Annotated in this window: 9 protein-coding genes and 1 pseudogene; 4 read left to right on the top strand and 6 right to left on the bottom strand. The window is 66.2% G+C overall.

Going from position 1 to position 15,414, the window contains the following annotated elements:
- The 5 genes and pseudogenes from A5724_RS32200 to A5724_RS32220 form a co-directional block, all read right to left on the bottom strand.
- Positions 1-6,713 (bottom strand): annotated as a pseudogene (locus tag A5724_RS32200) (amino acid adenylation domain-containing protein); the annotation flags it as partial.
- Positions 6,714-6,720: 7 nt separating this feature from the next.
- Positions 6,721-6,951 (bottom strand): MbtH family protein, encoded by a 231-nt coding sequence (locus tag A5724_RS32205; protein WP_067812143.1) that lies wholly within the window; start codon positions 6,949-6,951, stop codon positions 6,721-6,723.
- A 245-nt stretch (positions 6,952-7,196) separates the two neighbouring features.
- Positions 7,197-9,278 carry an alkaline phosphatase family protein gene (locus tag A5724_RS35045; RefSeq protein ID WP_067812145.1) on the bottom strand — a complete coding sequence of 694 codons (2,082 nt, stop codon included), beginning with the start codon at positions 9,276-9,278 and terminating at the stop codon, positions 7,197-7,199.
- A 190-nt stretch (positions 9,279-9,468) separates the two neighbouring features.
- Complete coding sequence (locus A5724_RS32215; protein WP_067812147.1) at positions 9,469-9,840, bottom strand: hypothetical protein; 372 nt, start codon at positions 9,838-9,840, stop codon at positions 9,469-9,471.
- Positions 9,841-9,993: 153 nt separating this feature from the next.
- Positions 9,994-11,319: a serine/threonine-protein kinase gene (locus A5724_RS32220; RefSeq protein ID WP_067812149.1), complete on the bottom strand. Its 1,326-nt coding sequence runs from the start codon at positions 11,317-11,319 to the stop codon at positions 9,994-9,996.
- A gap of 132 nt (positions 11,320-11,451) precedes the next feature.
- Here A5724_RS32220 and A5724_RS32225 point away from each other — a divergent pair, with 132 nt between their 5' ends.
- Entirely contained in the window at positions 11,452-11,757 is a 306-nt protein-coding gene (locus A5724_RS32225) for a DUF732 domain-containing protein (RefSeq protein WP_067812151.1), read from the top strand.
- A gap of 5 nt (positions 11,758-11,762) precedes the next feature.
- On the opposite strand, the gene A5724_RS32230 is transcribed toward A5724_RS32225, so the two are convergent.
- A complete protein-coding gene (locus A5724_RS32230) occupies positions 11,763-12,548 on the bottom strand; it encodes a GAF and ANTAR domain-containing protein (RefSeq protein WP_197518877.1) in 786 nt (261 codons plus the stop codon).
- Between the two features lie 251 nt (positions 12,549-12,799).
- Here A5724_RS32230 and A5724_RS32235 point away from each other — a divergent pair, with 251 nt between their 5' ends.
- The 3 genes from A5724_RS32235 to A5724_RS32245 all read left to right on the top strand — a co-directional run bounded on the left by A5724_RS32235 (position 12,800) and on the right by A5724_RS32245 (position 15,247).
- On the top strand, positions 12,800-13,138 hold the full coding sequence (locus A5724_RS32235; protein ID WP_067812153.1) for a MerR family transcriptional regulator: 339 nt from the start codon (positions 12,800-12,802) through the stop codon (positions 13,136-13,138).
- A 101-nt stretch (positions 13,139-13,239) separates the two neighbouring features.
- The gene (locus A5724_RS32240; RefSeq protein WP_067812155.1) at positions 13,240-13,521 is read left to right on the top strand and encodes a hypothetical protein; all 282 of its coding nucleotides are present in this window, start codon (positions 13,240-13,242) and stop codon (positions 13,519-13,521) included.
- 355 nt (positions 13,522-13,876) lie between these two features.
- A complete protein-coding gene (locus A5724_RS32245) occupies positions 13,877-15,247 on the top strand; it encodes an NAD(P)/FAD-dependent oxidoreductase (RefSeq protein WP_067812157.1) in 1,371 nt (456 codons plus the stop codon).
- Positions 15,248-15,414 lie beyond the last annotated feature (167 nt).

The following is a 15,414-nucleotide window of genomic DNA, read 5'->3' on the forward strand; positions in this document are numbered from 1 at the left end:
AAGGGTTCGTCCACACCGACGCGGTCCAGCCCCAACACCTCGGCATAGATACCGGCCAAAATCTCCTCGACCACCGTGTCGGGCGCGCGATACCGGTCGAGGTCTCGATAGTCGGGTGCGGGCAACGCGTCCACGTTGACTTTGCCGTTGACCGTCAACGGGATTGCGTCGAGCACCACCACCGCGGCCGGCACCATGTACGACGGCAGCCGATCGGTCAGCGTCGCGCGCACCCCGCCCGGGTCGGCCGTCCCAGTGACATAGCCGATCAGGCGTTTGTCGCGGGCGATCACGACCGCCTGCGTCACACCGTCCAGGCCGGCCAGCGCGGCCTGCACCTCCCCGAGCTCGACGCGGAACCCGCGGAGCTTCACCTGTTGATCTGCGCGGCCGAGGTATTCGAGTTGGCCGTCGGGGCGCCACCGCACCAGATCGCCGGTGCGATACATCCGCGCGCCGGGTGCGCCGAACGGACACGCCACGAAACGCGCTGCCGTCAATCCGCCGCGACGCCAATAGCCGACGCCCACCCCCGCGCCTGCCACGTACAACTCGCCCACCACGCCGGGCGCCACGGGGCGTAGCCAGCGATCGAGGACGAATACCGCCGCACCCGACACCGGCGTGCCGATCGGTACCACGTCCGAATCCGGTGTCAGCGCAGCGCTCATCGTCGCGTAGACGGTGGTTTCGGTCGGGCCGTAGGCGTTGATCATCACGCGGCCTGGTGCCCACTGATCGACCAGCGCGGGCGGGCACGCTTCCCCAGCGACCACCAGTGCCGCCGATTCCAGCCCGCGAGGGTCCAACGTCGCGACAGCGGAGGGGGTTTGACTCACGACGGAAATGCGCTCGGCGGTGAGCAAGGCATGGAAGTCGTCCGGTGACGTGGCCACCGACTCAGGCACCACCACCAACCGCCCTCCGGAGCACAGAGTGCCCCAGATCTCCCACACCGAGACGTCGAACGAATGCGAATGCCACTGTGTCGCCGCGAATTGTGTGGCGGCGGGCCGGGACCCGAAGAACTTCCGCAGACGAAGCAGTTGCGTGACGTTGCGGTGTGTGATCGCCACCCCCTTCGGCACCCCGGTTGTGCCGGAGGTGTAGATGAGGTAGGCGATGTCGTCGGGCGCGGGTCCAGCCAAGCCGGAACACGGATTGCGGGCGACGACCCGGTCGTCGATGTCGATCACCGGCAGTTCATGCCCGGGGAGCCTGCCACGAAGATCAGCGGTGGTGAGCACCGCGACCGGTTCGGCGTCGGCGAGCATGAACTCGATGCGCGATTGCGGTAGGGCCGGGTCGATGGGCAGGTACGCGGCACCGGTTTTCAGCACCGCCGCCATCGCGACGATCGCGTCGGCCGACCGGGGAAACAGCAACGCCACTGAGCTGCCCGGCGCTGCCCCGTAGTGGGAAAGTAAGTGCGCCAACCGGTTCGACACCCAGTGGAACTCTTGGTACGTCATCGAGCGGCCTTGATAGCTCACCGCCACCGCACCAGGAGTGCGCGCCACCTGCTCGGCCAACGCGGCGGGAATCGACACCGCGGCAGGCTTGGGTTGGGTCAAGGTGGCGCGATTACCCCACCGATTGAGTTCGGTGTGCTCCTCATCGCTGACCGGGTCCACCGACGACACCCGCGCCGACGGATCGTCGGCCATCGCCAGCAGCAACCGCTGTAGCCGCTCGACGAGGGTCTCGATGCTGGCGGCGTCGTACACATCGGTGCGGAACTCCACCGTGCCGCCGATTCCCGCCGGTTCACCGCCGGCCGTCCAGCGTTCGGCCAGCGAGAAGGTCAGATCCATCCGGGCCGTGCGGGTGTGCACGGGCAGCGGTGTGACCTGCAGGTCGCCCAGCGTCAGCCCCTGTGCGGGCTCGTTGTGGTGCCCGGGAAAGTTCTGCCACGCCAACATGACCTGGATCAGCGGATGATGGGTCAGTGACCGGGTGGTCGTGAGGCGGTCGACGAGCACCTCGAACGGCACGTCCTGGTGTTCGTAGCCGGCGAGGCTGCGCTGCCGGACAGCGGCGAGCAGGTCTGCGATCGTCGGATCGTCGGACAGGTCGACGCGCAGCACCAGCGTGTTGACGAAGAAGCCCACCAATTCGTCCAGCGCCGAGTCGCGGCGCCCCGCTGTCGGGTAACCCACTGCGACATCGGCGCTGCCGCTCATCTTCGACAGCAGCACCGCAAGCGCTGCCTGGACGACCATGAAACTGGTGGCGTTGTGGTGCCGGGCCAGCTCGCGCACCCGCCGCTGCAGGTCAGCCGAGAAGTCCACTGCCACATGGTCGCCGCGGTAGTCAGCCACCAGTGGGTACGGCCGGTCGGTGGGCAGCTGCAGCCGGTCCGGGATACCGGCCAGGGTGTGTTCCCAATACCGAAGTTGCCGTGCCACGGGACTGTCGGTGTCCTCGATGTCGCCGAGTTGCGCCCGCTGCCACAGGGCGTAGTCGGCGTACTGCACCGGCAGGTCGTCCCAGTCGGGCGCCAGCCCCGCGCACCGGCTGGCGTAGGCCACCCCGAGATCACGCACCAGCGGCGCCACCGACCAGCCGTCTGCTGCGATGTGGTGGGCCACCGCCACCAGTACGTGCTCGTCATCGGTTATGCGAAACAGCTGCGCCCGCAACGGGATATCGGTGGACAGGTCGAACGGGCGCTGCGCCGCTTCGTCGATACGGCTGCGCACCCTGTCCTCAGGCCATCCGGTGGCGTCGACGATCCCCCAGCCGAAGTCGGCCCGTTGCGGTGACAACACGACTTGTTGCGGTGTGCCGTCGACTGCAGTGAACACCGTGCGCAGGGTCTCGTGACGGCTGACGACATCGGCCAGCGCCGCGCCGAGGGCGTCGGCGTCGAGGTGTCCGCACAGCCGCAACGCCACCGCCATGTGGTACATCGGCGACGCTCCCTGGAACTGGTCGAGAAACCACAATCGGCTCTGCGCGAACGACAACGGCAGCACCCCGGGCCGCTCGACGGTCGCCACCGGTTCCAGCCGGGTCGACTCATCGCCGAGATGCAGCGCCAACCGGGCGACGGTGGGCGCGTCGAACAAGGTGCGGACTGCCAGGTTCACGTCGAACGCCTTGTTGGCCGCGGCGATCACGCGCATCGCCGACAACGAGTCGCCGCCGAGGTCGAAGAACGAGTCGTCGATGCCGACAGTTTCGACGGCCAGCACCTGGGCGAAGATGCCCGCCAGGATCTCTTCGGTGACGGTGACCGGCGCGCGGTATCCGTCGGCGTCCTGGTAGTCCGGCGCCGGAAGGGCTGCGGTGTCGAGTTTTCCGCTCACCGTCAACGGCAGCGCGGCCACCACCACGACCGCGGACGGCACCATGTACGGCGGCAGGTGTTCGGCCAGCGCCGCGCGCACCGCAGCCGGATCCGCTTCACCGGTGACGTACCCGACCAACCGGTGCGTCCCCTGGCGGTCCTCGCGAACGACGGCCGCCGCCTGATCGACACCGTCCTGCCCGGCCAGCGCGGCCTGCACCTCACCCAACTCGATGCGGTAACCGCGGACCTTCACCTGCTCGTCGGCACGCCCGACATATCGAAGCTGACCGTCAGCGCCCCACGACGCCAGGTCTCCGGTGCGATACATCCGGGCACCCGGCCCGCCGAACGGACACGCCACGAACCGCGCCGCAGTCAACGCGCCGCGGCGCCAATAGCCCACTCCCACACCATGACCCGCGATGTACAGTTCGCCGACGACACCGGGCGGCACCGGCCGCAACCACTCGTCGAGCACGAACAACGCCGACCCAGGCACCGGAGACCCGATGGGCGCGGCACCCGAACCGGGTGCCAGCGGCGCGCTGAGCGACGCATATATCGTCGTCTCGGTGGGGCCGTATGCGTTGACCATCACCCGGCCCGGCGCCCATAGGTCCACGACGGACGCCGGACATGCTTCGCCACCCACCAGCAGCGCCGCCGACTCCAGCCCCTGCGCCGCCAACAGCCCCAGCGCAGAGGGGGTTTGAGTGAGGACGTTGACGCCCTCGGCGACCAGCAGATCGTGGAAGTCGCCCGGCGCGTGTACCACCGAATCCGGCACCACGACCAACCGCCCGCCGCGCAACAGGGCGCCGAACATCTCCCACACCGAGAAGTCGAATGCATAAGAATGCCATTGCGGCCAGACCTGTTCGGCTGCGGCGGCCAGTCCGGCATCGAACGACATGATCAGCTGGGTCAGGTTGTGATGGGTGATCGCCACGCCCTTGGGCACACCGGTGGTGCCGGAGGTGTAGATGACGTAGGCGATGCCATCCGGGCTTGGGGCCGCCGGTTCCATGCGCGGATACCCCGGTAGTTGCGGATCGTCGACGCCGATCAGCGCCATGCGTTGTCCGTCGAACCGGTCGGCGAAGGCGGCGGAGGTGACGGCCGCCGTCGGTGCGGCGTCGCTGAGCATGAACGCCACCCGTGCTGCGGGTAGCGTCGGGTCGATTGGCAGGTAGGCGGCACCTGCCTTCAGCACCGCCAGAATCGCGACGACGGCTTCTGCCGAGCGATCCAGTAAGAGCGCGACAGTCGCGCCGGCGCCGACGCCTTCGTCACAGAGCTTGTGCGCCAGCCGATTCGATGCTTCGTCGAGTTCGCGATAAGTCAACGACCTGCCACCGCAGACCAACGCGACCGCCTCGGGTGCGCGCCCGACCTGCTCTGCGAACGCGGCGGGTATCGACGTCGCCGCCGGTGCGGGCTTCGTCAGGGCTGCGCGATTTCCCCACGCGTCCAACCGCGCGCGCTCGTCGCCGTCGAGCAGATCCACCGTCGATAACCGTGCGGTCGGATCGGCGGTGACCGACGTCAGGACGCGGTGCAACCGCTGCACCAGCGTTTCGATGGTGGCGGTGTCGTACACATCGGTGCGGAACTGCACGGTGCCGCCGATGCCTGCGGGTTCACCGGTGTCGGTGAAGCGCTCACCTAGATAGAGCGCCAGATCCATTGCGGCCGTGTGCGTTTTGAGCGGACGTTGAGACACCTCGAGGTCGGCGACGGTCAACGCGAGCGAAGCCGTGTTCTGCCAGGCCAGCATCGCCTGGATCAGCGGATGGTGGGTCAGCGAGCGCGGCGGGTTGAGCCGCTCGACGAGCACCTCGAACGGGACGTCCTGGTGTTCGTAGGCGGCGAGGCTGCGTTCGCGGACCTGGGCGAGCAAATCGGCGAAGGTGGGGTCTCCGGCGAGGTCGACGCGCAGGATCAGCGTGTTGACGAAGAAGCCGACCAGACCGTCGAGTGCCGGATCGCCGCGGCCTGCGATCGGGAAGCCAACCGCCACATCAGAACTCGAGCTCAGCCTCGACAACAGCATCGCAAGGGCGGCTTGGACGACCATGAAGCTGGTCGCGTTGTGCTCGCGAGCCAACGCACGCACCTGCTGCTGCAACTGCGCTGTCCAGTCCACCGTGACGCTGGCGCCATGGTGATCGGCGACCGGCGGGTACGGGCGGTCGGTGGGCAACTCCAAGCGCTCAGGCATGCCTGCCAGCGCGTCCTCCCAGAAGCCGACCTGCGCGGCCAGCGGACTACTCGAGTCGGTGAGGTCGCCGAGGTTCTCACGCTGCCACAGCGTGTAATCGGCGTACTGCACCGGGAGGTCGGCCCAGCGAGGCGCACGACCGGCGTACCGATCGGCGTACGCGGCGCTGATGTCGGCGGCCAACACGCCGATCGACCAGCCGTCGCCTGCGATGTGGTGCACCACCACCACCAGCACATGCTCGTCGTCGGCGACTCTGAAAACCATTGCTCTGAACGGGATCTCATCCGCCAGAGCAAAGCCGTCGTGTGCGACGTCCTCGATCGCGCTGTCGAGCCGGTCGGTCGGCCATCCGGTGGCATCCACCACCGTCCAACCGAAGTCGAGGCCGTGCGCCGGTAGAACGATCTGCTGTGCCACCCCGTCGACTGCGGAGAACACGGTGCGCAGGCTCTCGTGACGGTCGAGGACGTCGGTCAGCGCGGTATGCAACGCCACGGCATTCAGGTTGCCGCGCAACCGCAATGCCACTGCACGGTTGTACACCGGTGAGGGGCCCTGCAACTGGCCGATGAACCACAACCGGCTCTGCGCGAACGACAGCGGCACCACTGCGGGCCGCTCGCGGGCCACCAATGGTTTGGCTGCGCCCGCGGCGACACCGATGCGGGCGGCCAGCTCTGTGACAGTGGGGGTGTTGAACAGCGCACCCAGCGGCAAGTTGGCTTCGAGCATGGCGTTGACGGCGGCGACCACCCGCATCGCCGCCAGCGAGTCCCCGCCGAGATCGAAGAACGACTCCCCGACATCCACGCTCTGCACGCCGAGAACCTCGGCGAAGATCTCCGCCAGGCGCTCTTCGATGGCGTGGTAGCGGTCGGCGTCGTCGTATTCGGGTGCGGGCAGCGCGCAGGTGTCGAGTTCACCGTTGGCCCCCAACGGCAGTGCTTCCATCACCACCACCGCCGCGGGGACCATGTACGACGGCAATCGCTCGGCCAGCGCCACACGCACACCCGCCGGATCAACCGTCCCGCAGACCACGGTCAGATAACCCACCAGGCGTTGATCGCCAGGACGATCCTCCCTGACGATCACGATCGCCTGTGCCACCCCGTCCAGACCGGCTAGTGCTGCCCTGACCTCCCCGAGGTCGATGCGATGGCCACGAATCGTGACGCGCTCGGCAGCCAGCCCGGACGGCTTAGGACTCAGAGCCCGCTCCCTGGGCCAGCCTCTCGCGCAGACTCTTCGGCCGGATATCGGGCCAGTTCTGTTCGATGTAGTCGAGGCAGTCGGCTCTGGTCGCTTCGCCGTATACCGTCCGCCATCCGGCCGGCACATCAGCAAACGTGGGCCAGAGGCTGTGCTGCTCCTCGTCGTTGACCAAGACGAAGAAGCTACCGGCGTCGTCGTCGAACGGATTCGTACTCACGCGTTCTCCTAATTGCCTACTAGAGATGGGTCAACGACCGACGCAGCGAGCGCGGCACCGTTCGCGAAGCGGTTATCGTTTCCAATTCACGCACCGGCGACGTCAACATAACACCGCTGACCTCCCCTTCGCGGGCTAAATCGCGGTGCCGGTCATGCGTCGATTCCACCCCGTCGGCGCGGCTACCGATCCCAACAACGAGCGGCCGTGATACGTCAGGGGCCGTCTGTGACAGCAGAACTCGGTCAGCTGGCGATGCACGCTGCCGCGAGGGTGCCCTGACCGCAGTCGAGGGTGCTCGACTGGTCTGGAATGAACGACGAGGCGGGCGGCGGAGGCAGCAGCGGGAAGATGCTCGCGCCGTACACACCCGTCAAGAGCGCCACGATCTGCGCGGGCACGTTGGTCACCACGTACAGGACGTCGATGATCGGCCCCGGCAGCGGCAGTCCCGCGTCGAGCAGGAAGTAGGGAATGGAGGCGAAGATGGTGCGCGCGCTCAGCGCCACGTTGGTGAGGAAGTCGGGGCTGTGGTTCGACGCGAGTTGCGCCTTGAGCGCGTCCTGCAGGTCTGACCGATCGCCGGGATCGACGCCCGCGCCAAGCGATGTCAGGGGCAGACCGTCAAAACTGCGGCGCAGCGGCGCGTCGAACAGATCGAGCACCGTCGGAGTGACGTCGACGATCTCGTAGTCGGTGTTGATGTACCCGTCGTTGAAGTCGGGGCCGCGGGCAATGACGAATGTCGCTGTCTCGTCGGGTGATTGGAAGCCGTGGCCGAAACCTTTCTGCGGCTGATGGCCATGGTCGGTGACGACGATGACAGTCCACTGCTCGCCGGTCGCCGCCTCGCGCGCCGCGACCGCATCCATGATCGCGCCGAGATTGTCGTCGGTGCGCTGGATGGCCTCTTTGTATTGCTCCGACGCACCGCCGAACATGTGCCCGTTCTCGTCCACCTGGACAAGGTAGGTGAACATGAATTCCGGGACGTCCTCGTAACCTTCGGCAGTGCCCAGAATCGACTTGACGGCTTCGGCGGTGACGGCGGCGTCAGTCGCCGACCAGTTGGTGTCGCCCGGTAATTGGGCGACATAGTGGACGTCGTCGGCGCCAATCCCTGAGGCGGCGATGGCGGCGATGACATCCCAGTCGGCGATGGCCTTGGTGTCGATGGCAGAGTTGAACGTCTCGAGTTGGGTGAAGACGGTGGGCCACTTGTCATAGGTCCACGGGGTGTAGACGTTGTTGATCACGCCGGTCTTGTTGTCCCACGCACCGGTCAGGATCGTTGTCCAGGACGGGTTCGAGATCGTGGTGTGCCCGACGATGCTCGGCGCGGAGTTGGTGCTGTCGTCCATCAGCTCGAAGAAATTCTCGTTGGTCGGATCGGCCATCACCCGGCTCAGGTTCGTGCCGTCGATGCCGATCACGAGCACGTGTTGATTGGGCTCGACCGGCTCGAGCAGAGCGGTGGGTTGCTGGGCCGCAACCGGTGAGGTGCGACGGAACAGATTGCGCTCCATCTCGTCTCGCACCGCGGACAACATCGCCCACAGCACCGGAACCTGCAGCGGCGATCCGGTGCCGAAGCTCAGCATCGGCTGCAACACGGTCGCGACGAGGTCGGAGACCACGGTGATCAGGGTCGGGCGGGGCCGCGGCGCCACCGGTGCCACGGCGGGTGTGGACAGCGCCGCGAAGGTGGTGGCCGTCGTCGTACCCGGGTCGTCGGCGGGGGGCTCCGAGAATGTCCGCGCCGTGGTGTCGTCGACCGCGGCGGGATTTTGTGTCTGCGCTCTCTTCTTCTGGGTGACCGTCGTGGTCGCCGCGGTGATCGACGAGCCCGCTTCGGCGGGTGGTTGATTCGGCGACGACCTCCACGTCTTGCGTTTGCCGGCGCCGTCGGTAACCGCGCTATGGTCGTCGTCGTCGCTGGCCGGTGGGGTGTCCGCGGTCGGCGGATCCTCGGTGTCAGCCTTATCGTCGGTGTCGGCCTGGTCGCCGGCGTCGGCCTGGTTGTCGGCGTCGGCCTGGTTGTCGGTGGCCGCCGTCGGCTTCGGGTCGGATGTCTGAGCCCCGTCGTCCCCATCGGGATCCGCCTTCTCGACTACCGCCGCTTTCTTCTTCTTCTTTTTCGGGGTGGTCTTCGCCGATGACGTGGACGTATCGGTGGTGGACGAGGCGGTGGTCTGCGAAGTTTCCCCGGTCGACGAGGGCTCCGTCGGGCTGGCGTACGCGATGCCCGGCGTGGTCGCCATGGCCACCCCCACTCCGAGGGTCACGGCAAGAGCGCCAACTCGACCGATGTGCTTCGCATAACCCATGACGATCCCTTTCGCTCCACTCACCGCAGAGGTGGACGTTGGCGTAAATTACGCCCTTCTCACAGCGGTTTGCCAGAAATCGACGGATTCGGTGTCACCGGCCCGGTGTCCTACTGGTCGCGCTGTTCGCGGTCGTCAGATCGGCCCGCCACCCGGGGAGGGTTGGTGGCGGGCCGACTGATTGCGGGGGTCAGTTCTGCTTCACGAACACAGGGAGCTTGCCGCCGCCGAAGACCGGCAGCCGGCCTGGGTTGCTCACTTTGCCCCCGCCATCGACGGTGCCAACGCCGCCTGTCTCGGCGCGTTGCGGTGCCGTGGTGATCGTGATCTTTCCGCCGCGGCAGCTGACGATCTTGCCGTCGACGAACACGTCCTGGCCGTCATCGATCGGGATAGGGTAGCCGTCGTTGTCGATGTGGGTGCATCCACCGCCGCCGCCGGGGGCCGGATCGTTGTCGGTGGCGAAGGCGGTTGCCGGGGCCATGGCGAGAATGCCGAAGGCGCCGAGGACGGCAGCTGCGTACTTGATGCCGGTCAGCTTGCGGGTCTGTGAAAGCGTCATCGTGGATTCCTTTCGGGAAGTTCGGGTTGGTGACTGTGGTGTTGTTGAGAGGAATCCTGCTGGTCGCGCGGCGCCCGCGTAATCGCCGAGGAGCCAGAATCCAGCTTGCCCAGGGGAAGAATTTCCTAACCGGGAGGTAAGCAGAAAACGCGTTCAGGCTGGCCCGGTGAGATTTCCCCGCCGGACGTCTTCACGGCACTCGACGCGGGGTTTGCCGGTTTGCTGCACGCACACGTCGACCTGCTGCTCGATGCCGGCCGGGTACACCGGATCGTCAGGGCCGTTGGTGACGGTCGGAGTCGGGACCACACCGGACACCAAGGACCACATGATGTCGCCGGTCGTCGGCAGACGCGCGCAGTAGGCCTGTTGACCGCTCTCGGTGACGCCCGCGGCGCCCAGCACCGCGCAATCGGCGCCGACGAGCACCACGGGCACTGCCGGCGCGGGGCTTGCCTCGTCGCGGGGCCGCTCGAACAGCAGGACCGCTGCGACCGCAGCCGCGACCAGCAGGACAGCCACCGCCGCTGACGCGATGAGCCACGGCCGCGCCCAGCGCTTGGGTTCGACCCTGTTGCGACGGTGCGCGACCGCCATCGCGTCCAAGGTCGCGTCGTCGGCGCCGAATTCGTCGAGCCCCACGTCGAGATGTCGGGCGAGGGCTCTGGCGAAGTCCATGCAGGTGGAGTACCGGTCGTCGGGTGACTTGGCCAGCGCTTTGCACAACACCGGACCGAGCGCGGACAGTTCGGGTTTGCGCTCCGCGATCTCAGGGGGCGGTGCGGAGACGTGCCGGCTGATCACCACAGCGGGGTTGGGGTCCAGGTAGAGGTGTGAGCCGGTCAACAACTCGAAAGCCGTTGCGGCGAGAGAGTATTGGTCGGCGCGGCCGTCGAGCGTCAGGCCCATCAGCTGTTCCGGCGCAGCGTAGGCAACGGTGCCCACCGCTATGTTGGTTTCGGTCAACGAATTGGTGTCGTCGACCCGCCGCGCAATCCCGAAATCGGCCAGCATCGCCCGCCAGCCCCCTGAATCAAGTTCGGCCAGAAGGATATTGGCGGGCTTGACGTCGCGGTGCAGCAATTGGCGCTGGTGGGCGTAGTCAAGAGCGTCGGCGACCGCGGCGATGATCCGCGCGACTTCGTCGGGCGGCATGCCCTTGCGATAGCGCTCCTGCAGCAGGCGCGCGGCGTCGGTGCCCTCGACGTAGGCCATCGAGATCCACAACCGCCCGTCGTGCTCGCCGCGATCGTAGACGGCGACGATGTTCGGGTGCGACAGCGTGGAGGCATTCCGCGCTTCCCGGTTGAACCGTTCGCGATATGTGGTGTCTGTCGAAACCTGTTGGGCCAGCACCTTCACTGCATCGCGCCGTGGCAGCCTCGGGTGCTGGGCCAGATAGACCTCGCCCATCGCACCGGAGCCCAGTCGCTGGATGATCGTGTACCCGGCGAACGTGTGGCCGGCTTCTAGCGACATGTCGGGATCCTATCTATGGCCGCCCCCGCTCAATGGTCGCGTCTCGTCTCGGTAACGCGCCTGTCTCGAAATGCCCCGCGCGCTGCATGCCGCCTGCGCCGAGCGGGTAATCGGCGATAGGAAGGACTCACAATGGCTATGTTCGCGAGAATCGCTTTGGTGTCGACGGTGTTCGTCGGCGCACTGGTCGCTGCGCCGACCGCCGCCGCTTCCCCGCAAACCGACTTCTGCCGGAGCATGGCCGGGGTGGGTTTCACGCAGGACTGCGCCACCCTCACCGCCCTGGCCCAGGATGTCTGCACGCAGTACAACCGCGGTGTCGATCTGACCACTGTGCTGCAGAAACTGGATCAGACGACCAAGAACGAGAACCTGTCGAACTACATCATCGCCGGCGCCCAGGTGTACTTGTGCCCTCAGCGTGCCGCGACGACCTGACGCGACTACTGCCGGTTCGGTGGGGCCGCGTCGACGAACCTACGCGCGATCTCGGCGACCCGGGTATTGGACTGCTGAGACAACCTGCGCAGCAGGCTGAACGCTTCGTCGGCGCTGATCTGGTGGCGCTCCATCAGCATGCCCTTGGCCTGCCCGATGATGTCGCGTGAGGCCAGCGCCTCACGGAGTTGGCTCTCGCGGCGGACCGCGTTCCATGCCAGCGCCGCATGCGCGGCATACACCAGCCCGACACGTTCTGCGTCGGCGTCCAAGGAGTGCGGTTGCTCGGCGTAGAAGGTGAGCGCACCCAGGAGTTGGCGCTCAACCACGAGCGGATATGTCAGCGCAGACCGAATCGGGGTCTGCGCCAACGCCTCCCGCTGGAAGTTCGGCCAGCGGGTGTCGGTGGTCAGGTCGTCGACACGGATGGTGTCGCGGTCCCGGACCGCGTCCAGGTAGGGGCCTTCCTGATAGCGCCGTTGAATGGCATCCAGTAGACCGGGATAGCGCCCGACGGTGTTGGCCGCGTCGGCGCCACCGCGACCGTCGGCGACGGTGATACCGGCGTACTGGGCGCCGGAGACGAATTCAAGGCCGCCGACAGCGAGTTCGTCGAGCAACCTGCCGCTTGACCGGGCGTGCCGGGCGTGTGCGTCGCGAATCGACTCCGCGAGTCGCACGTGGATGTCGGCGTCGGAAGCCGGCGCGGAATGTTCGTTGATGAGCCGAGACGCCACATCGGAGACCGGCAGCTGGTCGTGGGCGGCGGCGGCATCGATCTCCCGGGTCAAGAGCTCGACGGCGACGGTGACCCTTTCGGTACCAGTTGGGTCGCAACCGACTTCTGGTTGTCGCCGTATCCGCATTGTCAGCACTTCCTGTACCTAAACCGCTATCACGGGCACTACAGAATCTGTAGCTCACGATATAGATTTTTGGATAGTATCGCCTCAAAGCTTGTACAAGATCAAGAGCAGATGTTTACTGGTGCTCGCCAGATGTTTCTGCTGTCTAGCACTGAGTATTGGGGGCCGTCGCCTCGATGACCACAGACGACCGCAAGGTCGGTCCGCCAGCGTCTGACCGCGGGGTCTACCCGATCTCAGTGGTTGCCGAGTTGTCCGGCATCCCCGAGCAGCCATTGCGTTTGTATGAGCGCCGCGGCCTGCTGACCCCGGCGCGCAGTGCAGGCGGAACCCGACGCTACAGCGCCGACGATCTGGTCCGACTGCAGCGCATCAGCGAACTTGTCGCTGATGGGGTGAACCTCGCGGGGATCGCTCGAATTCTCGAACTCGAGGACCGCAACGAGGCGCTCGACGACCGCAACGTTCAGCTGGAAGGTGACAACGCCGCGCTACGGGCGAACCAGAGCGATTGATGGGCGTCCCTTCTGAGTAGTTGGGATCGGTAGCAAGCCGGCCCGGCTGTACTTGCCGAGACAACGACGCCCACCCGCGGCGCCTCAGAAGGGAAAACAAAGTGAAGATCGTGCCCACCGCCCTCGAGCAACAGATCAACCGCGTCGACCGCCAGCCGAGCCTGGCCATCGGGATCAGCGCCGGACTGGTCGCATTCTGGTCCTTGTACCGGGTGCTCTGGTCGCTGTATCTGGCAGTGACCTACAACTTCCTGTTCGGCTCGCTGGTTTTTTCGATCGTGCTGTGGGGCGTTATCGGCGCCGCGGCGGCCATCGTGGCCATCGGATTCCTCATCCGATACAGGGAAGGCGCCGCGGACACCGACGAGACGCACCACTCGTGATCCGTTGCGCGCCAACAAGACAGGCGTCGAGCGGCGCGTAACTTCAAACGGATCCATGTCGGCGCGCTGCTCTCAGGCTGGCAGTGAGCCTGGCGCAGGCACAACCCTTGCCCGGTGTCGGGCAGAGTGGAGGTCGGAAGGCCTCAACACGGCGACCGGGCATGGCGCGCCGGGTGTGCCGGTGAACTGGCACAGGATGGTTTGCCACACGTGGTATGGAACCAACTACGGCTACGAAAACATCACTGCCCGCCGATCGCATTCATGTGCCCAAGAGACGGCGACTCGGCGATCAGACGGGGATGCGATATGGGTACACCGTGGTCAACTGTCTTCGGAGAGGAATCGGTGAGTGATGGGTCAGGGTCCGACGAAGGTGTTGATCATCGGCGGTGGGTTCGGCGGACTGTTCTGCGCGCGCAGGCTCGGACGTGCCGACGTCGAGGTGACGATCCTGGATCGCGCCGCTTGTCATGTGTTCCAACCCTTGTTGTATCAATGCGCGACGGGGACGCTGAGCATCGGCCAGATCAGCCGGTCGCTGCGTGAAGAACTCGCGCGCCACGGCAACGTAACCACGCTCCTGGGGGAAGCGTTCGACCTCGATCCCGACAACCGCCGAGTAACGGCCCGCCGACCCGATGACACGACGTTCACCGTCGACTACGACGTCTTGGTCGTTGCCGCCGGTATGCGTCAGTCCTACTTCGGCCACGACGAATTCGCTCAATGGGCTCCAGGGATGAAGACACTCGATGACGCAGTGACCGTGCGTCGGCGATTATTCGGCGCGTTCGAGATGGCCGAGACGCTGCCTGCGGGTCCCGAAAGAGAGGCCTGGCTGACTTTTGCCATCGCCGGCGGGGGACCCACCGGCGTCGAATTGGCCGGGCAGATCCGAGAGATGGCCACCCGCACGCTCGCCAATGAGTTTCACAGCATCGCGCCCGAAGACGCCCGCGTGCTCCTGTTCGACGGGGGTCACTGTGTGCTGGACAGCTTCGCGTCCGATCTCACCTCCAGTGCCACCAAGACGTTGGAGAAGTTGGGGGTCGAGTTGCACATGGGTGTCCATGTGAGCGATGTACGGCGTGACGGCGTGACGGTCACGCCGAAAAACGGCGATGCGCCAGTCGAATTTGCCGCCCGGACGGTTCTGTGGACCGCAGGCGTCGAGGCGGTGCCCTTCGCGCGACGCGTCGCCGAGGTGCTGGGTGCAGAATCCGATCACGCCGGACGCATCGCCGTTGACCCCGAATTGTGCGTGCCGGGTCACCGCGAGGTCTTCGTGATCGGCGACCTCGCCGGGCGCGACCATCTGCCGGGCGTGGCAGAGAACGCGATGCAGGGCGGGTTGCACGCGGCCTCATGCGTCCGTCGCGATCTCGACGGTAAACCCCGCCGCCCATATCGATACCGCGACCTGGGCGCTGCGGCGTACATCAGCCGAGGACACGCATTGTTGCAAGCCGGCCCGGTCAAACTTTCCGGGCTGCTCGGGTGGCTGGGCTGGGGACTCATCCACATTGCCTTTCTCACCGGTGTGCAAAACCGCATCAGCACTCTCGCGACCTGGTTGATCACCATTGCGCGTGCCCACCGCACCGATCGAACGTTCGTTCTCGGCAGCACGACCTCGCCCGAGCATCCCTACAACTGGTTGAAGTTCGCCCACCCGCATCTGCGCCGCATTCAGGATCCGGCAAGCGCGGAACAGAGCGCGTGATGCCTGCCGCGCAGAAGTGGCCGCTTTCCATAGCCTGGGATGTATGACGACTTTCTACGAGGTGCTGCTCGCCGTGATGAGTGGCGTGATCATCTGGTTTGCGATCTACGTGCTATATCGGCTGTTGACCGACGACTCGTGACTGAGACTCGAGCACAGGTCGCACG

Origin of the sequence: Mycobacterium sp. ACS1612, assembly GCF_001667505.1 — a bacterium.
Taxonomy (GTDB): domain Bacteria; phylum Actinomycetota; class Actinomycetes; order Mycobacteriales; family Mycobacteriaceae; genus Mycobacterium.